This is a genomic window from Comamonas sp. E6, assembly GCF_001010305.1.
Classification (GTDB): Bacteria; Pseudomonadota; Gammaproteobacteria; order Burkholderiales; family Burkholderiaceae_C; genus Comamonas; species Comamonas thiooxydans.
Window position 1 is genome coordinate 130,584 of the sequence record NZ_BBXH01000007.1, and the last position, 15,742, is coordinate 146,325.

General features: G+C 62.9%; 15 protein-coding genes. 11 read left to right on the forward strand and 4 right to left on the reverse strand.

Features of this window, described 5'->3' with window-relative positions; translation table 11 throughout:
* The first annotated feature begins 93 nt into the window (after positions 1 to 93).
* Both CSE6_RS04940 and CSE6_RS04945 read left to right on the forward strand, forming a co-directional pair.
* Positions 94 to 513, forward strand: coding sequence for a ribonuclease domain-containing protein (locus CSE6_RS04940; protein ID WP_003066953.1), 420 nt, complete (start codon positions 94 to 96; stop codon positions 511 to 513).
* 142 nt (positions 514 to 655) lie between these two features.
* Positions 656 to 1,081, forward strand: coding sequence for a barstar family protein (locus CSE6_RS04945; RefSeq protein ID WP_003072350.1), 426 nt, complete (start codon positions 656 to 658; stop codon positions 1,079 to 1,081).
* A gap of 74 nt (positions 1,082 to 1,155) precedes the next feature.
* Here CSE6_RS04945 and CSE6_RS04950 read toward each other — a convergent pair whose 3' ends face one another.
* Entirely contained in the window at positions 1,156 to 1,848 is a 693-nt protein-coding gene (locus CSE6_RS04950; protein WP_034394409.1) for a TerC family protein, read from the reverse strand.
* On the opposite strand from CSE6_RS04950, the gene CSE6_RS04955 reads away from it, so the two are divergent.
* From CSE6_RS04955 to CSE6_RS04970, 4 genes are all read left to right on the forward strand, one after another.
* Positions 1,847 to 2,065, forward strand: coding sequence for a hypothetical protein (locus CSE6_RS04955; protein WP_059440002.1), 219 nt, complete (start codon positions 1,847 to 1,849; stop codon positions 2,063 to 2,065). The genes CSE6_RS04950 and CSE6_RS04955 overlap by 2 nt on opposite strands.
* Before the next feature lie 61 nt (positions 2,066 to 2,126).
* A complete protein-coding gene (locus tag CSE6_RS04960) occupies positions 2,127 to 2,819 on the forward strand; it encodes a response regulator transcription factor (protein WP_034350946.1) in 693 nt (230 codons plus the stop codon).
* Positions 2,820 to 4,760 (forward strand): ATP-binding protein, encoded by a 1,941-nt coding sequence (locus tag CSE6_RS04965; RefSeq protein ID WP_034406470.1) that lies wholly within the window; start codon positions 2,820 to 2,822, stop codon positions 4,758 to 4,760. It abuts the gene before it with no gap.
* Between the two features lie 18 nt (positions 4,761 to 4,778).
* A complete protein-coding gene (locus CSE6_RS04970; RefSeq protein WP_059440003.1) occupies positions 4,779 to 5,975 on the forward strand; it encodes a hypothetical protein in 1,197 nt (398 codons plus the stop codon).
* A 3-nt stretch (positions 5,976 to 5,978) separates the two neighbouring features.
* Here CSE6_RS04970 and mnmA read toward each other — a convergent pair whose 3' ends face one another.
* On the reverse strand, positions 5,979 to 7,109 hold the full coding sequence (gene mnmA / locus CSE6_RS04975) for a tRNA 2-thiouridine(34) synthase MnmA (protein WP_034350952.1): 1,131 nt from the start codon (positions 7,107 to 7,109) through the stop codon (positions 5,979 to 5,981).
* Between the two features lie 53 nt (positions 7,110 to 7,162).
* Between mnmA and CSE6_RS04980 the strand changes: the two genes are divergently transcribed.
* From CSE6_RS04980 to CSE6_RS05000, 5 genes are all read left to right on the forward strand, one after another.
* Entirely contained in the window at positions 7,163 to 8,101 is a 939-nt protein-coding gene (locus tag CSE6_RS04980) for a LysR substrate-binding domain-containing protein (protein WP_059440004.1), read from the forward strand.
* 313 nt (positions 8,102 to 8,414) lie between these two features.
* A complete protein-coding gene (locus CSE6_RS04985; protein WP_059440005.1) occupies positions 8,415 to 9,800 on the forward strand; it encodes a GntP family permease in 1,386 nt (461 codons plus the stop codon).
* 279 nt (positions 9,801 to 10,079) lie between these two features.
* On the forward strand, positions 10,080 to 11,525 hold the full coding sequence (gene tcuA, locus CSE6_RS04990; RefSeq protein ID WP_059440006.1) for an FAD-dependent tricarballylate dehydrogenase TcuA: 1,446 nt from the start codon (positions 10,080 to 10,082) through the stop codon (positions 11,523 to 11,525).
* A gap of 155 nt (positions 11,526 to 11,680) precedes the next feature.
* Complete coding sequence (tcuB, locus tag CSE6_RS04995) at positions 11,681 to 12,892, forward strand: tricarballylate utilization 4Fe-4S protein TcuB (protein WP_059440150.1); 1,212 nt, start codon at positions 11,681 to 11,683, stop codon at positions 12,890 to 12,892.
* 90 nt (positions 12,893 to 12,982) lie between these two features.
* Entirely contained in the window at positions 12,983 to 13,966 is a 984-nt protein-coding gene (locus CSE6_RS05000; RefSeq protein WP_083994679.1) for a tripartite tricarboxylate transporter substrate binding protein, read from the forward strand.
* Positions 13,967 to 14,073: 107 nt separating this feature from the next.
* Here the strand turns inward: CSE6_RS05000 and CSE6_RS05005 are convergent, their stop codons facing one another.
* Both CSE6_RS05005 and CSE6_RS05010 read right to left on the reverse strand, forming a co-directional pair.
* Positions 14,074 to 14,571 carry a carboxymuconolactone decarboxylase family protein gene (locus CSE6_RS05005; RefSeq protein WP_046460421.1) on the reverse strand — a complete coding sequence of 166 codons (498 nt, stop codon included), beginning with the start codon at positions 14,569 to 14,571 and terminating at the stop codon, positions 14,074 to 14,076.
* Between the two features lie 233 nt (positions 14,572 to 14,804).
* A complete protein-coding gene (locus CSE6_RS05010) occupies positions 14,805 to 15,728 on the reverse strand; it encodes an RNA polymerase sigma-70 factor (protein WP_034406487.1) in 924 nt (307 codons plus the stop codon).
* Between the last annotated feature and the right edge of the window lie 14 nt (positions 15,729 to 15,742).

Sequence of the window (15,742 nt, forward strand, 5' to 3'; positions counted from 1 at the left end):
AAAAATAGGCGCAACTTGCATTTTCGAGGCCTATCCGTCACACTTACGGGTCGAAATTTCAGGCATTACCTGAGATTCTGAAAGGTTTAGTGAATGCTCAAGGCCGCTGCAGCCAAGGTATATCAGACGGGTTTAGCGTTGATGCTGGGTGCCGCTTTTGCGCTGGCATCCCCTGCGGCTTTGGCGCGCAAAGCGCCCGAAGTCGGTGCCACCGTTCCCGGCTTTGAGACCGTGAGCCTGGCCGAACTGCCGCGCGAAGGCCGCACCACCTATGGTCGCATCCTCCAGGGTGGTCCGTTCTCCAGCGACAAGGACGGCACAGTTTTCGGCAACCGTGAGCGCATACTTCCGCGCCAGGCCAGAGGCTATTACCGCGAATACACCGTGCGCACGCCAGGTGCGAAAAACCGGGGTGCGCGGCGCATAGTCTGTGGCGGCTTGCAGCCCCAGGTGCCCGATGCCTGCTTCTACACGGGCGACCACTACAACAGCTTTCAGCAAATCGTCCAATGAAGTTAAAAGACGCCCTCCAGGCCCGCCATACAGCGGCTTTTGACCTCTTGAATTCCGCAGCGGCGGTTTGCGCAGACAGCCTACAGCGCTGTCAGTACCGACTCTGCCACCAGTTTTGATGTTTTTAGAAAGAATCACGGAGATGGACACGCCACTTCGTAAGCCCTCGGAAACACCGTTGCGCAATGTTCGCCCGAACATCGTGCAATCCATTCGCGCCTATCGCATTCCTGATCTTCAGGCAGCAGCAGAGGCGCTGGGCTCCCATTTCCTCTATGCCAACCTGGCCCATGCCCAGACCAAGGCCGATGTTTTCGAGCTGCTGTCCACACAGTTCTACCTGCCGGCACACTTTGGCAAGAACTGGGATGCGCTGTATGACTGCATGACCGACCCGATCAACAAATCCGGCCCGCAACCCGGTTTTGTGGTGGTGCTCGACCAGATTCCGACCACTCCCAAGTTCGACAAGGAAGTGCGCGAGCAGTTGCTGGACGTGTTCCGCGATACCGCGGACTTCTGGGCAGAGCGCAAGATTCCCTTCCGCTGCTTTTACTCATTCCTATAGGCCGGCTGCTGCGGCGCACACAACACAAAATGCCCGCCTTGAATGCGGGCGTTTTTGCTTTCAGAACCAAAGACTCAGGCAGTGCTGTCCTGAGCGGCGACCTTGAGCTGCATCCACTTGCCCATTGCAATCACCAGCACGGCGCCGCAGGCGGCCGCTGCGTAATGCGCCCAGGGATTGATCCGTACAAAACCTTCGAGCATATGGTCGCTGGTGATGGTTTCGCCGGCCACCCAGCCAATCAGTGCCGCGCCCAAAGTGACGATGACCGGAAAACGCTCCATCAGCTTGATCATCAGCGTGGAGCCAAAGATGACCAGCGGAATGCTGATGGCAAGGCCCAGAATCAGCAGCAGCATATCGCCGCCCGCTGCCGCAGCCACGGCGATCACATTGTCCAGGCTCATGACCAGATCGGCGAGCAAAATGGTGCGAACGGCAGCCATCATGCCCTGCCTGGCCACGCTGCCGGAATCCTCTTCTTCATCTTCGCCCTTGAGCAGGCCCACGCCAATCCACAGCAGCAGCAGGCCACCGATCACCTCGACGAATGGCAGCTGCATCAGCTTGGCAGCCACCACGGTCAAGGCAATACGCAACACCACGGCGGCACCGGAGCCGAACAGCACCGCTTTTTTCTGCTGCTCCGGCGGCAGGCCACGTGCGGCCAGAGCAATGACCACCGCGTTGTCACCCGAGAGAATGATGTTGATCCAGACGATCTTGAACAAGCCGATCCAGAAATCGGCACCGAGCATGGCATCCATGGAAAATATTCCTGAGTTCTCTGTCCATTGCACCTTGAACGGACAAACGCCCGGCATTGCAAAGCCAGGCGTGATCAATGCAGGGAAGTTTAGCCAACTGCCTCTTGGAGCCGCTATCGGCGTATTGCTTCTGACGTCATGGGAATTGCAGGCCACGGAGTTCGCTTCCGTTTTGGGACAGACTCCGCAGGCACCTCAAATTACCAGTTTTCAGTGATAGCCAAGCGACTTGATCTCGGTAACAGTGGGACACGAAAACCAGCGGCACCTCACACAATATGGCAGAGACTTTTTCCCTCCCTACAGAGTCCATTCTCCCCAGCCCCTTGATCGTGGTGGAGGATGAGCCGTTGATCCGCAATCGGCTGGAAAACATTTTGCATGGCCTCGGATATGCGGATGATGCCCTCATCTTTGCTGCAACCCTGGGGCAGGCACGCGCCCGGCTGGCGGAGCATCCAGTCGCCATGGCACTGGTGGACCTGGGCTTGCCCGACGGCAGCGGCATAGAGCTGATCAGCCAGCTGCGCGCCGCCGATCCCGGCATGGGAATTCTGGTCATCTCCGCCTGGAGCACCGAGGACGCCATTCTGTCGGCGCTGCGTGCCGGGGCCAACGGCTATGTGCTCAAGGAGCGCGACGACCTGGAGGTCACCCTGTCCATACGCAGTGTGCTGCGCGGTGGCGCCCCCATCGACCCTTTCATTGCGCGGCGCATCATTGCCGAGTTGCAGCCCTCCCAGCCCACGGAAGCGCACAAGGAGATGCCGCCCGAAGCCATACTCAGCGCCCGCGAAATCCAGATCCTCAAGCTGGTCGCAGACGGCATGACCAACCGGGAGATCGCAGAGTCGCTCTTTCTCTCGCGCTACACCGTGGAGTGCCATGTGAAGAACATTTACCGCAAGCTGGCCGTGCCTTCGCGCACCAAGGCGGTCAGCGAGGCCCGGGCACGCGGTTTGCTGAGCTGAATGTTCAAGCGGTCGGCTCTCTTGCTCCGCCTGATATTTGCGCTCGTCATGAGCTGGAGTTGCGGCGTGGCCTGGGCACAGGAGCCCAGGCCTCAGGATCTGCTCTGTGAACCGCGCATTGTGGCCCGCCAATCGGCCAAGGCACTGCCCGAGGGGCCTCCACCCGATGCGGCCTTGCTGAAATGGGTGGATGTGCCGGGGCTGGATGACTGGAGTCAACGCTGGCCCGGCTATGACGGTGCAGCCTGGTACCGCATCGATTGGGAGAGCCCCTGCGGGCGCGATCAGCCCGTGGCGCTGGCCGTCGTCAATATCGTGATGGCGGGCGAAGTGTTCGTGAATTCAGAACTGATCTGGCGCGATCAATCGCTGGTGGAGCCGCTGAGCCGCAGCTGGAATATGCCACGCTACTGGCTGCTGCCCAAGGCGCTGCTCAAGGAGCAGGGCAACAGCATCTGGGTGCGCGTCCACGGGCTCAGCAGCCAGACGCCAGGCCTGGGGCGGCTGCGTATAGGCCATCCAGCCGAGCTCAAGCAATGGACGGCACAGGCCACCTGGAACCTGCGCACCATTTATATGGTCTGCATCACGGTCAGCCTGGTGCTATGCCTGCTGTTTTCGTTTGCCTGGCTCCACAACCGCAATCAAAAACTCTATGGCTGGTACGCACTCAATCTAATGTGCTGGGCACTGATGCTCTGCTTTATGGTCATGACTGATCCCTGGCCCTTCAGCAGCACGCCGGCCTTTGCCAAGGGAAATCTGCTGGTTTTCATTGCCTTTACCTACACTTTCTGCATTTTTACCCTGCGTTTTGCCGAATTACGCCTCATGCGTCTGGAACGTACGCTGACCGGCATATGCGGCCTCTGCGCTGTATTCGCCCTGTCTGTCCCCGATGCACAGATGGCGCTGAGCCAGGCCGTCTGGCTGCTGATGTTCTGTCTTTGCGCTCTGGTCTGCCTGCTGTTTCCACTGCGCGCGCTGCAGACACGCACGCCAGCCCACATCGCTTTCAGCCTCTGCTTCGTGCTCTACCTGGCCATCGGCGTGCACGACCTGCTGCTGCTGACCAAGACCCTGGATCACAATCTGACGCTGACTCCCTACACCACCTTGTTGAGCATGCTGGTGATTGCGTGGTTGCTGGGTCGGCAGGTCGTGTGGAATATGCGCCGCATCGAGCACTTCAACCACGAACTCAGTCTCACCGTCACACAGGCCTGCGACGACCTGAGCCAGACTCTGGAGAGAGAGCATCATCTGGCTCTGAGCCACTCCCGCCTGCAGGAACGTCTGCGCATTTCCCAGGATCTGCACGACGGTCTGGGCGGCTCTCTGGTGCGCTCCATTGCCCTGGTCGAGCAAAGCAGCGCCCCTTTGCCCAATGCCCAGGTGCTGTCCATGCTCAAGCTCATGCGTGACGACCTGCGTCAGATGATTGATACCGGCACCAGCACCGCCATCCAGGTTCCCGAGACACCCATGCAGTGGCTTGCTCCACTGCGCCACCGCTTTGCACGACTGTTCGAGGAGCTGGACATTCAGGTGAAGTGGTGTCTGCCCGAATACTGGACTCACGCGCCCAGCCCCATTCAGTGCCTGACGCTGACCCGCGTGCTGGAAGAGGCATTGACCAATGTCATCAAGCACAGCCGCGCCAGCCAAGTCCAGGTTCGGCTGGAGATTCCCGACTCCAGGGAGTTGCAGCTGCAGATCGAGGACAACGGCACAGGCTTTGATCTCGACAGCACCCAGATCAACAGCATGGGCGTGGGCATGCGCAGCATGCTGGCGCGACTGGAGCGCCTGCAAGGCACTCTGGTCATACAGTCCCGCCCCGGCCGCACCGAGCTGCGGGCCAGCCTGCCGCTGTTCGGCAAGGTGCAACGCCACACCGAAGTACAGAGCGCCGTGTCGTCTCCCCAGAGCATCTGGTAACTGCGCTAAGCTTTCTGCATGCCCCTGCTTATCGACGGAACACCGCATGAAGACGGCGTCTTCAACCTTCAGCTGACGCCTGACGCGCCGCACAGGCTCAAAACCAGCCCCGGTCAGGGCAGCCTGACCCTTGGCCCCAGGACGCTGTTGAAAACAGCGGACCTGTGGCTGCCTGTCGACGCCTGCGTGCTCTGGTCCTGCTTTGACCCCTTTGCCACGCCCGCCGGCTCGCCCTGGCCACGCAGCTTCTACTACACGGGCAATGACAGCGGCTTCTTCACATGGGCGCAGCTGCGTGCTATCGAAAACTTCAGCTGGTACCCACAGCTGCAGCAAGATGTACATATCGACGCCAGCCGGTCACAGATTCGCGAGTTGAGCATTCATCTGCAAGCGGGCAATCAGGGCCACATCCACCTGAAGCTGCCGCAGCAGGGCATGCGCCTTCATCTGCATGGCAATCTGGAGCAAATCACCGTCACCGCAGGCCTGCCTGAAAGCCTGAGTTTGAGCCCGGCCACCAGCAAGAACCCGGCCGACGAGGCCTTCCAGCTGCCCGACATGGGCAGCCTGAAGCAGGTCACCACGCTGGAGCTGAGCAATGGAGCGGGAAAGCAACCCATTTCGCTGCAAAACCTGCTGCAGTTTTCGAAGCTGGAATCGCTCTCCCTGTGGGGAAACCACAGCGATTTGGCTCAGCTTTCATCATGTACGCAGCTCAAGGCGCTATCACTGCGTTTTATGCGCCATCTGTCGGGACTGCCTGCGCTGCCAACCTGGCCGGAGCTGGACTTCTTCATCGCCTACAACGTGGAAGAAGCCACTGGCAAACACCTGCGCCAGCAACTCAAGGACCGTGCCAAGGCACGACCCTGGGCTGACTACACATCCGTCAGCCAGTTGCGCAAGCCCGAATGGTGGGCCAAGGAATATGGGCGGCCATTTGCGGGCTGGCCCGCAGCCCGCGCCAGGATTGCGCATGCAGCTTATGAGCTGGCAGAGCAGGAAATCGGCACTGCCAGCAGCCTTGGCCATGTGCAAGCTGCACTGACGGCCTTTGCCGCCCGCTTCAACACGGTCAAGGGCATTGAAACCAGCGAACGTGAAGACCTGGGGCTGGCCGTGCAGCAACTGGCACAACTGCCTGCGGCACTGTCACTGAAGCTGACGGATGAGCAGGCCCAGCAGTGGTTTGATGAAAACCGCGATTACTAGCGCTTACCTAGTGGCCGCAGGATCGACCTGCGCAATGATGCCGCCGCCCAGGCAGACATCGCCGTCATAGAGCACGGCGGACTGACCAGGGGTGACAGCCCACTGCGCTTCTGGAAAGTCCAGACGGAAGCCGGCATCCGTGGCCTGGGAAATCAGCGCAGGCGAATCGGGCTGACGGTAGCGGGTCTTGGAGCCGTAGGCCTTGCCCTCAGCCGGAGCATGGCCGGCCACCCAGCTGACCTGATCGGCCAGCAGGGCATGCGACTGAAGCAGCGGATGGTCATGGCCCTGCACCACGCGCAGAATGTTCTTGTCCATTTCCTTGCGCGCCACAAACCAGGGCGCATGGTCCCCCGCACCACGGGCGGCGCCCTTTTCCTTGACGCCGCCAATGCCCAGACCCGAACGCTGGCCCAGCGTGTAGAAGGACAGGCCCACATGCTTGCCCAGCTTGCGGTTGCGGTCGTCGAGGATAGGCCCCGGCTCCTTGCTGATGTAGCGGTTCAGGAAGTCGCGGAATGGGCGCTCGCCGATGAAGCAGATACCCGTCGAGTCCTTCTTCCTGGCATTGGGCAGGCCAATCTCTTCGGCAATGCGGCGCACCTCGGTCTTGTGCAGCTCGCCCACGGGAAACATGGCCTTGGACAGCTGGGACTGGTTCAGCCGGTGCAGGAAATAGCTCTGATCCTTGCTGTTGTCCAGGCCCTTGAGCAGCTCGAACAGCTGGGTGGACGGATTCTGGCGCACGCGTGCATAGTGGCCGGTGGCGATCTTCTCGGCACCCAGGCGCATGGCGTGGTCGAGGAAGGCCTTGAACTTGATCTCCGCATTGCACAGCACGTCCGGATTGGGCGTGCGACCGGCCTGGTACTCGCGCAGGAACTCGGCAAACACGCGATCCTTGTAGTCGGCGGCGAAGTTCACGTGCTCGATCTCGATGCCGATCACGTCGGCCACGGCCGCCGCATCGACAAAGTCGATATTCGACGAGCAGTACTCGCTGTCGTCGTCATCTTCCCAGTTCTTCATGAAGATGCCGACGACCTCATGGCCCTGCTGTTTGAGAAGATAGGCGGTGACGGCGGAATCCACACCGCCCGACAAACCCACCACGACACGCTGCTTGTTGCTCATAGGTATGCGATTATCCCAGCGCCCGTCAACTGCTGCGGGCGTGAGGATTTGCCATGGAACTGCGCCAGCTGCGCTACTTTGTACGAATTGTTGAACTGGGCTCCATGAGCCGGGCGGCGCTGGATCTGGACATGGTGCAGTCGGCGCTGAGCCAGCAGATCAGCCGCCTGGAGTCGGAACTCTCGACCCGGCTGCTGCAGCGCACACCACGCGGAGTCATCCCCACCGAGGCCGGCCAGGCCTTTTTCCACCAGGCCCAGCTGACCCTGCGCCATGCCCAGCAGGCCATTCACGCTGCCCAGCAGGCGCGGCTGTCGGGCGCCGTCAGCATGGGACTGTCGCCCACGATTGCCAATGTGCTGGGCCTGCCGCTGATGCGAGCCATGCGCGAACGCTACCCCGATGTGAGGCTGCACATGGTGTCAGCCCTCTCGGGGCATCTGACGAGTCTTCTCAACGCCAGACAGCTGGATCTGGCTATCCTTTTCGATACTCAGAGCGCCCGGCGATGGAGCGTGATGCCGCTGCTGGAAGAGCAGCTGTTTCTGATTCAGTCGCGCCAGCAACCGGTGGCGCCGCAGATTCAGCATGAAGTGCCCATCAGCCTGGAGCAGTTGCAGCAAGTGCCGCTGATCCTGCCCTCGGGCAGCCACGGCCTGCGCAGCTCCATCATGGCCTCGTTCACCAGCGCCGGTTTCCAGTCGCAGATGGCCATGGAAATCGACTCGCTGTCCCTGCTGATGGAAGCGGTCGCCGCCGGCATGGGCGCCACAGTCCAGCCCTGGTCGGCCGTGGGCATGTACCGTGATGCTGCCGAGCGTTTTCAGTGGTCGCAAATCGCCGATGACTCGGTGCGGCGCAAGGCCGCGCTGTGCAGCCTGTCGGACGATGAGCTCTCGCCAGCAGCTCTTGCCGCCCGCGTAGTGCTGATGGATTGCGCACGCCAGCTGGTGCATTCCGGAGTCTGGCGGGGAGCATCGCTGACGGAATGAGTCCTCATCTTCCGTGCAGAGGATGAATGCGAAGCTGGCCGGCCATAGGCGATGTCGGGAAATCAAGGCTCAGGCCTTACGTAATTTCCACAGCAACTTTGTTGCCATGTGAAGCTCATACCTCATGGCAAACCTAGATCTTCATTACAACATTGCTGTTGCGTCCCCTGGGTCGCATCTCGACATCCAACTTGCACCACGCCGACGGCGCCAGCCTACAGCGGGTGCGAGTGCGCTTTTTTTAATATGAGCCTTGCCTCGTGCTGGATGTGGAGTGCGCTTCAGGACAGCCAGCCAAAACCAAGGTTCATTTATGACATCTCTCGATATTCAGCTGCTGCTGACCGCCCTGGTCAGCGTGCTGGTGCTGGTTGCATTGATCGTTTCACGCATCAAGCTGCACCCGTTGCTGGCTCTGCTCATAGTCTCGGTCGGCGTCGGCTTTGCCACCGGCATGGAGCCGGAAGCCATCGTCAAGCAGCTGACCAATGGCGCGGGCAAAACGCTGGGCGCCGTAGGCGTCGTGATCGCGCTGGGCGCCATGCTGGGCAAGATCCTGGCCGATGCAGGCATCACCGAGCAGATCGCCGAAGCCATTCTCAGGCACTCCTCCGATCGCATGATCCCCTGGGCCATGACCCTGGTGGCCTTCATCGTCGGCATCCCCATGTTCTTCGAGGTCGGCCTAGTGGTCATGCTGCCGCTGATCTTCAGCGTGGCGCGCAAGCTGGAAGGCCAGGCCCGCTTCAAGGGCTCGGCCTATGTCTACGTCGGCGTGCCCGTGATCTCGGCACTGGCGGCCATGCACGGCATGGTGCCGCCCCATCCCGGCCCCCTGACCGCCATCGCCACCCTCAAGACCACGGTCGGCCCGACCATGCTGTACGGCTTTCTGGCCGCCATTCCGGCCATGGTTCTCGGCGGCCCGCTGTATGGCGCCTTCATCGCCCCGCGCATGAGCACCAAGCCCGACCAGGCCTTGCTGGACCAGTTCACCATCACCGAGAAAGCCACTGCCGGCCAGCAGCCCAGCATCGCCCTGGGCGTGCTGGCGGCCCTGCTGCCCGCCATTCTGATGCTGATCCATGCCATCGCCGAGATGCTGCTGCCCAAGGATGCGGCAGCCATGCATGTGGCCAGCTTTCTGGGCAATCCCCTGATCGCCATGCTGCTGGGCGTGCTGTTCGCCATCGTGTCCCTGGTGATGGCCCGTGGCGGCGATACCGAAAAGCTGCGTGACGCGCTGGGCAAGAGCCTCAAGCCGATTGCCTCCATCATCATGATCATTGCCGGCGGCGGCGCCTTCCAGCAGATGCTGACCAGCGCCAAGGTCGGTGATGCCATCGTCCATCTGACCCAGCAGTTCGCCTTCCCGCCCCTGATCCTGGGCTGGCTGATCGCCATGCTGCTGTCCGTCTCCACCGGCTCGGCCACCGTGGGCATCGTGGGCGCTGCCGGCCTGCTCGCGCCGCTGGCGGGGGCCGACCCCAGCCTGAACCTGCCCCTGCTGGCCCTGTCCATCGGCTGCGGCTCGCTGTTCTTCAACTATGCCAACCACGCCGGTTTCTGGATGGTCAAGGAATCCTTCGGCATGACCATGGGCGAAGCCACCAAGACCATCTCGGTCGTGCAGTCCATCGTGGCCGTGGTGGGCCTGCTCATGGTGCTGCTCTTCAACGCGCTCGTCACCGTGCATTGAGGCTGGCCGGGGCTGCAGCGCAGCGGCCCTGGTGCCTTCCTCCGGGGTTGCAAGCCGTGGCGCATGACCGCATCGCACCGGCTTCCGCCTGCGGCACAAGCAATACATCACGATTGGTGATACCCCCATCCCCTAGCCCCGCTGCACGGGTGAGGCGGTGCTCACTACAGTGGCGTTCAACTCCAATCTGACCCTGTCAACCGCGCTCCGGCAGCGGAGATGACAGAGGACATTTCCCCACGTTGAACCGCTGCAGGCATCGCCCCGTGGCAGCCCATCATGAAAACTGAAGCCTTTGACACCGATGTACTCGTCATCGGTGGTGGCAATGCCGCCCTGTGCGCCGCGCTAATGGCGCGCGAAGCAGGTGCCCGCGTGCTCCTGCTCGAATCCGCACCGCGCGAATGGCGCGGCGGCAACTCCGGCCACACCCGCAATCTGCGCTGCATGCACGACGCTCCCCAGGACGTGCTGGTCGAGGCCTATCCCGAAGAAGAGTACTGGCAGGACTTGCTCAAGGTCACGGGCGGCATCACCAACGAGCATCTGGCGCGCATGGTGATCCGGGCCTCCTCGACCTGCCGCAACTGGATGCGCAGGCATGGCGTGCACTTCCAGCCGCCGCTGTCGGGCGCGCTGCATGTGGCGCGCACCAATGCCTTCTTCATGGGCGGCGGCAAAGCGCTGGTGAACGCCTATTTCCGCAGCGCCGAAAAGCTGGGCGTGGAAATCCGCTACGAGTCCCCCGTGGACAAGCTCGAAATCGAGAATGGCCGGTTCCAGGCTGCCTGGGTCAAGACCAAGGATGGCAGCCAGCGCATCACGGCCAAAAGCTGCGTGCTGGCGGCGGGCGGCTTCGAGTCCAACCGCGAATGGCTGCGCGAGGCTTGGGGCCAGAACGAGCGCGGCGAATGGCCGGCCGACAACTTCATCATCCGCGGCACGGCCTTCAACCAGGGCGTACTGCTCAAGCATATGCTGCAAGAGCAGCAGGCCGACGGCCTGGGCGATCCCACACAAGCGCACATGGTGGCCATCGATGCCCGCGCCCCGCTGTACGACGGCGGCATCTGCACGCGTATCGACTGCGTCTCGCTGGGCGTGGTGGTGAACCGCGATGCCCAGCGCTTCTATGACGAGGGCGAGGACTTCTGGCCCAAGCGCTATGCGATCTGGGGCCGCCTGGTGGCCCAGCAGGCCGGCCAGATCGCCTACTCCATCATCGACAGCAAGGCCATAGGCCGCTTCATGCCGCCGGTGTTCCCTGGTGTGAAGGCCGATTCCCTGCCCGAGCTCGCGCAGAAGCTGGGTCTGGACGTGGACACCTTCATGGCCACGCTCGACGCCTACAACAGCAGCTGCAAGGTCGGCCATTTCGACCATACAGCGCTGGACGACTGCCACACCGAAGGCCTGGCTCCGGCCAAGACGCACTGGGCGCGCCCGCTCGATACCGGACCTTACTACGGCTATGCGCTGCGCCCCGGCGTGACCTTCACCTATCTGGGCCTGAAGGTGGACGACACCTCCGCCGTGCGCTTCAAGGATCAACCCAGCCAGAACCTGTTCGTGGCCGGCGAAATGATGGCCGGCAATGTGCTGGGCAAGGGCTACACGGCTGGCGTGGGCATGTCGATAGGCACCGCCTTTGGCCGTATTGCCGGACGCAATGCTGCTCTCGCGGCTGCAGGCAAACCCGCTATTCATGGCGCCGTAAAGGACTGAAATGAAACACCCCCTGAGCGGCTTCGCCGCTTCCCCCTCCCTCTTTGGGAGGGGGACAACGCCCTCGCTGCGGGGCGGCCCTTGCTCGGCGTCTCTGACTTGGAGCACGCCAGTTTCAAGTGATGCGAATCACGCTCAACATCATTGATACTGACATGCAAACCCTGAAATCCCTGCAAGAACTGGGCAAGGAAGCCCAGACCCTGGCCACCGGCAAGGTGATTCCCATCCTCCCCGCCCCAACGGAAACCGCTGCCGAAAGCGAAGTGGCGCGCGTGATGCAGATCTGCAATGCCTGCCGCTATTGCGAAGGTTTCTGCGCCGTGTTCCCGGCCATGACGCGCCGTCTGGAGTTCGGCAAGGCCGATGTGCATTACCTGGCCAATCTCTGCCACAACTGCGGCGCCTGCCTGCACGCCTGCCAGTACGCACCGCCGCACGAGTTCGGCATCAACATTCCCAAGGCCATGGCCGAAGTGCGCGGCCAGACCTATGCCGACTATGCCTGGCCGCCCGCCATGGGCAAGCTGTACCAGAAGAACGGCCTGACCCTGTCCCTGGCACTGGTGGCCGGACTCTTCCTGTTCCTGGCGCTGGCCGTCGCAGCGCAAGGTGGCATTGGCCAGCTGTGGAACGGCAATCTGGGCAACAACTTCTACAACCTGTTTCCGCACAACCTGCTGGTCGGCATCTTTGCGCCGGTGTTCCTGTTCGTGGTGTTTGCGCTGTCCATGGGCGTGCGCCGCTTCTGGAAGGATGTGAAGCCCGCCACCAGCAATGTGGATGTCAGCGGCCCTGCCGCTGCCGAAGCCACACACGACGTGCTGCGCCTGAAATACCTGGACGGCGGCCATGGCGACGGCTGCCACAACGAGGACGACGAGTACACGCTCAAGCGCCGCCGCTTCCACCACCTGACCTTCTACGGCTTCATGCTGTGCTTTGCAGCCACCGGCCTGGCCACGGTCTATCACTATGTCTTTGATCTGCCTGCTCCCTACGAGCTGCCCAGTCTGCCCAAGATTCTGGGTGCCCTGGGCGGCGTGAGCCTGATGATCGGCACGGCCGGCCTCTGGATGCTGAACCGCGCGCGCCATCCGCTGCATGGCGATGCCAGGCAAAAGCCCATGGACCTAGCCTTCATCGCCCTGCTGTTCCTGGTGGCTGCCAGCGGCCTGGCGCTATGGCTGGGCCGCGCCACGCCGGCGCTGGCACTGCTGCTGTGCCTGCACCTGGGCGCCGTGATTGCGCTGTTTGCCACCCTGCCCTACGGCAAGTTTGCCCACGGCGTGTTCCGCACGGCTGCGCTGCTGCGCCACAACACCGAAAAGCGCCAGCCCAGCCCCATCGGCCTGGGCGCTGATTGAGCGAAGTCCCATGACAGGCACGCCCGCCGTGCCTGCTTTCAAAAAATCAGCCGGGATACCGGCATTCCTTTCCGACCAAGGAGACATCCCATGATGAACAAACGCCATTTCCTGCGCGCCACGGCCGTGGCCGCCTCCCTGCTGAGCCTGGGCTCGGCGGCACAGGCCGCACCTGACTGGCTGCCCAACAAGCCCGTGACCCTGGTCGTGGGCTTTGCCGCAGGCGGCGCCGCCGACGCGGCGGCGCGCATGATTGCCAAGAAGCTGGGCGAGAACATCGGCCAGACCGTGGTGGTGGACAACAAGGGCGGCGCAGGCGGCAATATCGCCCACCAGTTCGTGGCCAAGGCACCGACCGACGGATCGGTGCTGCTGTTCGGATCCATCGGCCCTCTGACGATTGCGCCCCACATCATGAAGGTAGGCTACAACCCCTTCTCCGATCTGGCTCCCATCTCGGGCGGTGTGAACTTCCCCAATGTGCTGGTGGTGCACAAGGGCGCGGGCGTGAAGAACCTGGCCGAGTTCGTGGCCAAGGCCAAGAAGAGCCCCGGTAGCGTGGACTATGCATCGACCGGCGCGGGCTCGGCCTCGCATCTGGCAGGCGAGTTGTTCAACCAGCGCGCCGGCGTGGAGATGGTTCACGTGCCTTACAAGGGCGGCGCACCAGCCCTGCAGGACCTGCTGGGCGAGCGCGTCACCTCCTACTTCGCCGCACCCCCGACGGCCCTGCCGCATGTCGAGACCGGCAAGCTGATTCCGCTGGCCACCACCGGCCTCACCCGCCCCGCCTACATGCCCAATATCCCCACCGTGGCCGAAGCCGGCTTCCCCGGCTTCGAGGCGCTGAACTGGTATGCCTTCGTCGCCCCCGGCAAGACCCCTACGCCCGTGCTGGACCGCTGGAACCAGGAGATCGTCAAGGTGCTCAAGGACCCCGGCGTGGCCGAGGCGCTCAAGGTCCACGGCCTGACGCCCCAGCCCACGACTCAGGCCGAGTTCGCGGCCTTCATGAAGAAGGAATACGAGCAATGGGGCAAGGTTGTCAAGGAACGCAAGATCACCCAGAACTGAAAGCGTGTTCACGATCTGAGAGCACAAACCCGCTCGCGCCGATGGCATAACGCATGAATTGGGCGCAATCCAGGTCAGGGCGGCGAGAGAGGGCGCCGTGCAGCAGCTCAGACGGTGATGGGCTTTTTCTCCACGGGAGCCGCAAAGCCCACGCACAGACGGTTCCAGACATTGATGCAGCCGATCGCGTAGCTGAGCTCCACGATTTCGCGCTCGCTGAAGTAGGGGCGCAGGGCCTCGAAGTCCTGCTGCCCGGGATGGGCCTGGCTCAGCTGGGTGCAGCGCTCGGCCCAGTTCAGCGCGGCGCGCTCGCGCATCTCGAAGAAGTCCACCTCGCGCCAGACCACCACGCTGTTGATGCGCTGCAGGTCCTCGCCGCGCGACAGCAGCTCGCGCACATGCATGTCCACGCAGAAGGCGCAGCCGTTGATCTGCGAGACGCGCAGATAGACCAGCTCCAGCAGCTGCACACCGAGGCTGGAGCGCGCGATCTGGGCGTTGAGGCCGGCCTGTGCCTTGTAGAGCTCGGGAGCCAGCGCACGGAAGTCCAGGCGCGGCGTGGGGATGGCAATAGGGCTGGCGGTGGGGTTGGCGATGTCGGCCATGTGAATACTCCTTGAGGGACATTGCAGGCCCGCCCCTGCGGCCGGCCCATACCTCTTAGACGCGGCAGCGCTGCGGTTTGTGACAGGCTCCGCCATCCATCTCCGGGCCATCAATAAACATAGCTGCTATCGCCCTTCACTAAACAAATTCAGCAATAAAACTATATGAATCTATTGATTGGCATGCGGTAACAGCTATTGTTTTATTCGCCTTCTGCGACGGGCCTCACCCATCAGGCTGCCGGCACCAGCACGCGAGTCAGCTTGTCCGGATTGCGCAGCGTGTAGATGCGCCGGATCAGTCCGTCCTCGACCAGCAGCGTCTGCACCGACTCCACCTGGCCGTCCACACAGCGCACCAGACCCGGCAGGCCGTTGACCCGCGCCAGATGCAGGGTCTGCTCCTGCCCGTCGCGGCGCAGGCGCCGGGCCGTGGCGAAGTACAGCAGCGCCAGGCGACGCCCGGTCTCCAGCACGCGGCCAAAGGATGCCACCTTGCCGCCGCCGTCGCTGATCAGCGCGGCGTCGGGCGCGAAGAGCGCCTGGATCTGCGCCAGATCGCCGCCCCGCGCCGCCTGGGCAAAGCGGCGCAACAGCTCGGCATGGGCTTGTGCGGGTGCCTCGAAGCGCGGCCGCCCGGCCTTCACATGGGCACGCGCGCGGTGCACCAGCTGGCGGCAGGCGGCCTCGCTGCGGCCCAGCGCCTGGGCTACTTCGGCGTAGTCGGCATCGAAGACCTCACGCAGCAAAAAGGCCGCGCGCTCCTCGGGCGTCAGTTGCTCCAGCACGAACAGCAGCGCCGTGGAGACATCATGGGCTTGCTCCAGCAGCTCTTCGGCCGAGGGAGCGGCCTCGGTCCAGGGCTGGACCAGCGGCTCGGGAAGCCAGAAACCCGCATAGTGCTCGCGCTCCACGCGCAGGCGCCGCAGCCGGTCTATGGCCAGCCGCGTGGCCGTGGTCACCAGCCAGGCCTCGGGCTGGGCAATCGCGGCGCGCTCGCTGTCCTGCCAGCGCAGCCAGACATCCTGCACCAGATCCTCGGCCTCGGCGCGCTGGCCCAGCATGCGATAGGCCAGCCCGAACAGGCGCGGGCGATGGCGCTCGAAATCCTGCAGTCCCGCATCGGCGGACGGCGCAGTGTGGGAAGTGGGGCTCACGTGATGTCTCCTGC